The 5,245-nt window shown below is 59.1% G+C and carries 5 protein-coding genes, 1 tRNA gene and 1 pseudogene; 5 read left to right on the top strand and 2 right to left on the bottom strand.

What is annotated here, in order from left to right:
- On the bottom strand, window positions 1-460 hold a 460-nt coding region (gene greA, locus ACIQ36_RS18045), incomplete at its 3' end, for a transcription elongation factor GreA (RefSeq protein WP_395831894.1).
- A 342-nt stretch (window positions 461-802) separates the two neighbouring features.
- On the opposite strand from greA, the gene ACIQ36_RS18040 reads away from it, so the two are divergent.
- The gene (locus ACIQ36_RS18040; protein WP_395831892.1) at window positions 803-1,348 is read left to right on the top strand and encodes a hypothetical protein; all 546 of its coding nucleotides are present in this window, start codon (window positions 803-805) and stop codon (window positions 1,346-1,348) included.
- A 261-nt stretch (window positions 1,349-1,609) separates the two neighbouring features.
- Window positions 1,610-3,211, top strand: coding sequence for an MFS transporter (locus tag ACIQ36_RS18035; protein ID WP_395831896.1), 1,602 nt, complete (start codon window positions 1,610-1,612; stop codon window positions 3,209-3,211).
- Between the two features lie 62 nt (window positions 3,212-3,273).
- Here ACIQ36_RS18035 and lipB read toward each other — a convergent pair whose 3' ends face one another.
- Window positions 3,274-3,897 carry a lipoyl(octanoyl) transferase LipB gene (gene lipB / locus ACIQ36_RS18030; protein ID WP_395831890.1) on the bottom strand — a complete coding sequence of 208 codons (624 nt, stop codon included), beginning with the start codon at window positions 3,895-3,897 and terminating at the stop codon, window positions 3,274-3,276.
- 162 nt (window positions 3,898-4,059) lie between these two features.
- On the opposite strand from lipB, the gene ACIQ36_RS18025 reads away from it, so the two are divergent.
- From ACIQ36_RS18025 to ACIQ36_RS18015, 3 genes and pseudogenes are all read left to right on the top strand, one after another.
- Window positions 4,060-4,144: transfer RNA gene (locus ACIQ36_RS18025), tRNA-Leu, on the top strand.
- Between the two features lie 86 nt (window positions 4,145-4,230).
- Window positions 4,231-4,548, top strand: a complete 318-nt coding sequence (locus ACIQ36_RS18020) for a cupin domain-containing protein (RefSeq protein WP_395831887.1) — start codon at window positions 4,231-4,233, stop codon at window positions 4,546-4,548.
- A gap of 186 nt (window positions 4,549-4,734) precedes the next feature.
- Window positions 4,735-5,245, top strand: a pseudogene (locus ACIQ36_RS18015) (NADP-dependent malic enzyme); the annotation flags it as partial.

Here is a 5,245-nt window from a genome sequence, read left to right as displayed (position 1 = left end):
TGCCTACGATCTCATAAGATTTTGAGCCCCGCGGCGTGGTGACTTCCACCGTATCGCCCACCGACTTGCCGATAAGGGCGCGGGCGAGCGGGGCCGTGATCGAGAGCAGCCCGGCCTTGATATCGCCTTCGTACTGCCCGACGATCTGAAACTTTTGTTCCTCGCCGGTATCTTCATCGGCAAGATTGACGTTGGCCCCGAATTTGATGGTCGAGCCGGTCAGTTTGGCAGGATCAATCACATCGGCGCGGGAAATCACGTCTTCAAGCTCGGCCACGCGGCCTTCGATAAAGCTTTGCCGCTCGCGGGCCGCCGCATATTCGGCATTTTCCGACAAATCGCCATGCTCGCGCGCTTCGGCGATGGCACGGATCACCGCCGGGCGTTCCACCGTTTTCAAATGCTTCAATTCTTCTGTCAGCCGGGCATAGCCGCTGGCAGTCATTGGCACCTTTTCCATGCCCTATCAACCTCTCCGGTCCGGCAATCTCATACGGTCAGATCTGCGCCCGGAAGCGCGGTCTACTGAGTGGGCGCGGAGAATAATGCGCCCGCGCGCACGTTACAAGCAGCGTTGCATATGTCGCCATCGCTTTCCGACCGCAAGGGGGAGGGTATGGGGGAGTCCTTTAATTACTGGGGGGCGATATGGTCTCTTGCCTTCCCGAATAGGCTTCCCCTAAAATGCTATATGGTTTTTCTGCCACCGCTTCTGTGCTTTAAAGGGGGGCGGAGTGCAGCGAGGACAGGGGATCTAGCGCGAATGAGTGAGGATAGCCGGTCTCGGTTGGCTCGAGAATTAATGGCGACGCTCAAGGTGGACCATGAGCGCTCCCAGCGGTATCGCGCGCTGAACGATCAGCTTGACGCGGCAGATGAGTTTGATCGACAGGAACGGGCGCTAGATCGCTCGGGCGGGATGGGGGGAGGACCACGTCCCGGCGCGGGGCGCATGAAAGAGGGTATGGCCGTCCCGGATCGGGCCGAGAATATGGCAAAGGACGGCCAGGCACTCGCCGCGCATCAAAAACGCGATAACCGCCGCTTTACCGACCCTGTCTTACGCATTGGCATTTTTCACGATAGTTTCGAGACGATCGATTGGTCCCTTGGGGGGTTGATGGTCGGTAACTATGTGGGCGAATTGAAGGCGAATAATCGCTTCCAGATCACCTTTACGGTGGCGAGTGCGAAGGCCGGGGCGGCCTATTATGCGGCGCAGGTTCGCGTTATCCGGGTCGATCCGGGCAAACGCACCCTGTCGTTGAAGTTCGAAAAGCTGGCGTCGGGTGCCTTCGACTTTCTCTCGGGTTTGCAGTTGCAGCAGGCGCGAAAGCGAATGCTCTAAGCTTTTCATTTTTATTGCAAGATTGATTGTATTGCGCCCTCCCTGTCTTGGGAGGGCTTTTTTTATTGCTGCGGCGCACCTAAAAACGGTGCCGAGGTGCGACAATCCGCGCGCTAAGACTATGGCATTTCCTTGTCGCGTTCAGATTATAACCTCTGTACCGTCTAATTGGATGTTTTGTTTCTGGTGGCCTACCCGGTCGGAAATAAAGCTGCCAGACAAAATATAAAGATAAAGTTTAGGGAGTCAGAAATGTCCAGCATGGCACGGGGCGCTCCGGCGACCACCCCCGCGGAGGAGCGTAAGGTTATTATCGCTTCTTCGCTCGGTACCGTTTTTGAATGGTACGACTTTTACCTCTATGGGTCGTTAGCTGCGACCATTGCAAAGCAGTTCTTTTCCGGCGTGCCGGAAACCCAAGCGCTGATTTTCGCGCTGCTGGCGTTTGCCGCCGGTTTTGCTGTTCGCCCCTTCGGCGCCGTTGTCTTCGGTCGCATCGGCGATTTGGTCGGTCGCAAGTATACCTTCCTGGTAACGATCGTCCTGATGGGCGGATCAACCTTCGCCGTCGGTATTCTGCCCACCTATGCCCAAATCGGCATTGCCGCGCCAATCATCCTGATTATCCTGCGTCTGCTGCAAGGTTTGGCGCTCGGCGGTGAATATGGCGGCGCGGCTACCTATGTGGCCGAACATGCTCCTCACGGCAAGCGCGGCGCGCATACCGCTTGGATTCAGACGACGGCAACGATGGGCCTGTTCCTGTCGCTCCTGGTTATCCTCGGGTGCCGCAAGTACTTCGGCCCGGCTGATTTCGATGCCTACGGCTGGCGCGTGCCGTTCCTGATCTCGATCTTCCTGTTGGCGATTTCGGTCTGGATTCGCACCAAGCTGAATGAATCGCCCACCTTCCAGCGCATGAAAGCCGAAGGCAAGCAGTCCAAAGCTCCGCTCACGGAAGCGTTCGGCCAGTGGAAGAACCTCAAGCTCGTTCTCATCGCGCTGTTCGGTGCGGTCGCAGGGCAAGCCGTGGTGTGGTACACGGGCCAGTTCTACGCGCTGTTCTTCCTCACCTCGACCCTGAAGATCGATGGCGAAACCGCCAACTATCTTATCGCGGGCTCGCTGCTGATCGGCACGCCGTTCTTCATCGTCTTTGGGGCGCTGTCCGATAAGATCGGCCGTAAATGGATCATCCTCGGCGGCATGCTGATCGCGGTTGTTACCTACTTCCCGATTTTCCAAGGCATGACCCAGTTCGGTAATCCCGATCTGGCGGCAGCTCATGCGAAGAACAAGGTTGTTGTGATTGCCGATCCGGCGGCCTGCTCCTTCCAGTTCAATCCGACCGGGACGGTTAAGTTCAACAACCCGTGCGATTTGGCCCGTGGCGATCTTGCGCGCTCCTCGGTCAATTATTCTAACCAAGTCGCTCCGGCAGGCTCGGAACTGGTGATTCGCTTCAATGATGTTGAAGTGAAGGGCTATGATAAGGCCAAGCTGGCGGAAGCCATTAAGAACGCAGGCTATCCGGCGAAAGCCGATCCGGCCAAGATCAACCACTTTGGTCTGCTCGTGCTGCTCACCATCCTCGTTATCTACGTGACGATGGTCTACGGCCCGATCGCGGCGATGCTGGTCGAACTTTTCCCGACGCGCATTCGCTACACCTCCATGTCGCTCCCCTACCACATCGGGAACGGCTGGTTCGGGGGCTTCCTGCCGTCGATCAGCTTCGCCCTTGTGGCCATGCAGGGCGATATCTACTACGGGCTTTGGTATCCGATCATCATCGCGGCCGTTTGCTTCGTTATCGGGGCGGTTCTGCTGCCGGAAACCAAGGACAATAACACCAACGATTAAACACCCTCCCCGAGGGTTGACCTTGACCCCTCTCCGGTTCGCCGGGGAGGGGTTTTTGTTTTCTAAAGGTCGGGGAAAAGGGCGGGCCGCGTTGCGCCGAGTGCCGCATCGAGATCGGCCAGGGTGGCGGCTAAGCCAAGGTCGGCGAGCGAGGTCACGCCGTGCTCCTGGATGCCGCAGGGCACGATTCCGGTGAAATGGCTAAGGTCCGGGCTGACGTTAATGGCGATACCGTGCAGCGTTACCCAACGGCGGATGCGCACCCCAATGGCGGCGATCTTATCTTCCTTGAGTGGGCCGCGCTGCACCCAGATGCCGACGCGCCCCTGCCGCCGCTCCCCGGTCACGCCAAGGCGGGCGAGGGATTGGATGATCCATTCTTCCAAGGCGGTCACATAGGCGCGCACGTCGCGCCCGCGCGCTTTGAGGTCGAGCATCAGATAGACCACGCGCTGACCGGGGCCGTGGTAGGTGTACTGCCCGCCGCGTCCCGCGTCATAGACCGGAAAACGCGGATCGAGCAGATCTTCGGTCTGGGCGGAGGTTCCGGCGGTGTAAAGCGGCGGGTGCTCCAGCAGCCAAATCAATTCGTCCGCGGTGCCTGCGTGAATCGCATCGGCGCGCGCATCCATGGCGGCAAGGGCGTCGGGGTAGGGGGTTAGGCCGGGCGTAACGCGCCATTCCATCAAAAATATCCTCGGCTGGGGCAAGCGTTCCCCGGATAAATCGGGCAAGACGCGGCACCGTGCAAACGTGTTTAGGATAGCCCATAAGATGCCCCTTGCCGTCTGTCCAGGGATTTGCTAAACGCTTGGCCCCGGGCCGGATAACGGCCCCTTTCGTGCGATGCGGTCGTGGCGGAATTGGTAGACGCGCAGCGTTGAGGTCGCTGTGGGGCAACCCGTGGAAGTTCGAGTCTTCTCGACCGCACCATACACAAAAAACCCTGCTGGGCTCGCCTGGCGGGGTTTTTTGTGTTTTATGCTGGGGGCCGGACCCACCCGCGAAGGCCCTCGCCCATGTCGCAGAAAATCATCCGCAGCAAAGAGTTCACCGCGCCCCGCGCCTGGGGCGCGCTGGACATTGCCAATATGGCCGGCGTCACCACCCGCCTGCATTGGACCGATCAGCCCTATAAGTGGCACGTGAACGATGGGGAAGAGGTGTTCGCGGTGCTCGATGGCACCGTCGATATGCACTACCGCGACGCGGGCGAAGAAAAGCAGGTTGCTTTGCATGCGGGCGATATTTTCTTCGCCGGTTTGGGCTGCGAGCATGTGGCCCATCCGCGGGGGGCGGCGCGCATTCTGGTGATCGAAAAAGAGGGCAGCGTTTAGCCGAAATCCGTCCCTTCGGTTTCTCCTAATTGCCAAAAGGGCCGCCGCCATGCCCTCATCGACGCGCAGAAGCGCTCCAGACGATAGAATCTTGCGCTTGTCGCCGTCTAAGCGCGTAGGGTAACGAGAAACATCAAAGACACTCTCCGCTGCCCAGGAGAGGGTTCATAGGGAGGATGGCCGTCAATGGCTGAGGATATCCGCGAAGCCGCGCTTGAGTATCACCGTCTACCGCAGCCGGGGAAGTTGGCGATTATGCCGACCAAATCCATGGCAACTCAGCGCGATCTGGCCTTAGCCTATTCGCCCGGCGTGGCCCATGCCTGCACCGAGATCGTCGCCGATCCGGCCAACGCCGCGAAATATACGGCGCGCGCCAATCTGGTAGCCGTTATCAGCAATGGTACGGCGGTTTTGGGCCTCGGCTCCATCGGCCCGCTCGCCTCGAAGCCGGTGATGGAAGGCAAGGCGGTTCTGTTCAAGAAATTCGCCGGGATCGACGTCTTCGATATCGAAATCGATGCCGATGAGCCTGATAAAGCCGTGGAAGTGATTGCCGCGCTGGAGCCCACCTTCGGCGGCATCAACCTCGAAGATTTCAAAGCGCCCGAATGTTTTGAGATCGAATCGCGCCTGCGCGCCCGGATGAAGATTCCGGTGTTCCACGACGATCAGCATGGCACCGCCATTATCGTCG

Source organism: Elstera sp. (genome assembly GCF_044372965.1).
Classification (GTDB): domain Bacteria; phylum Pseudomonadota; class Alphaproteobacteria; order Elsterales; family Elsteraceae; genus Elstera.
Note: the sequence above shows the minus strand (reverse complement) of the source record. Positions and strands in the feature narration are given on the sequence as shown.

What these genes read in the sequence shown, in the direction of transcription:
- ACIQ36_RS18020 (WP_395831887.1), top strand. Translation starts at nt 4,231, where the DNA reads ATGTCGCAGAAAATCATCCGCAGCAAAGAGTTCACCGCGCCCCGCGCC.
- ACIQ36_RS18040 (WP_395831892.1), top strand. Translation starts at nt 803, where the DNA reads ATGGCGACGCTCAAGGTGGACCATGAGCGCTCCCAGCGGTATCGCGCG.
- ACIQ36_RS18035 (WP_395831896.1), top strand. Translation starts at nt 1,610, where the DNA reads ATGGCACGGGGCGCTCCGGCGACCACCCCCGCGGAGGAGCGTAAGGTT.
- lipB (WP_395831890.1), bottom strand. Translation starts at nt 3,897, where the DNA reads ATGGAATGGCGCGTTACGCCCGGCCTAACCCCCTACCCCGACGCCCTT.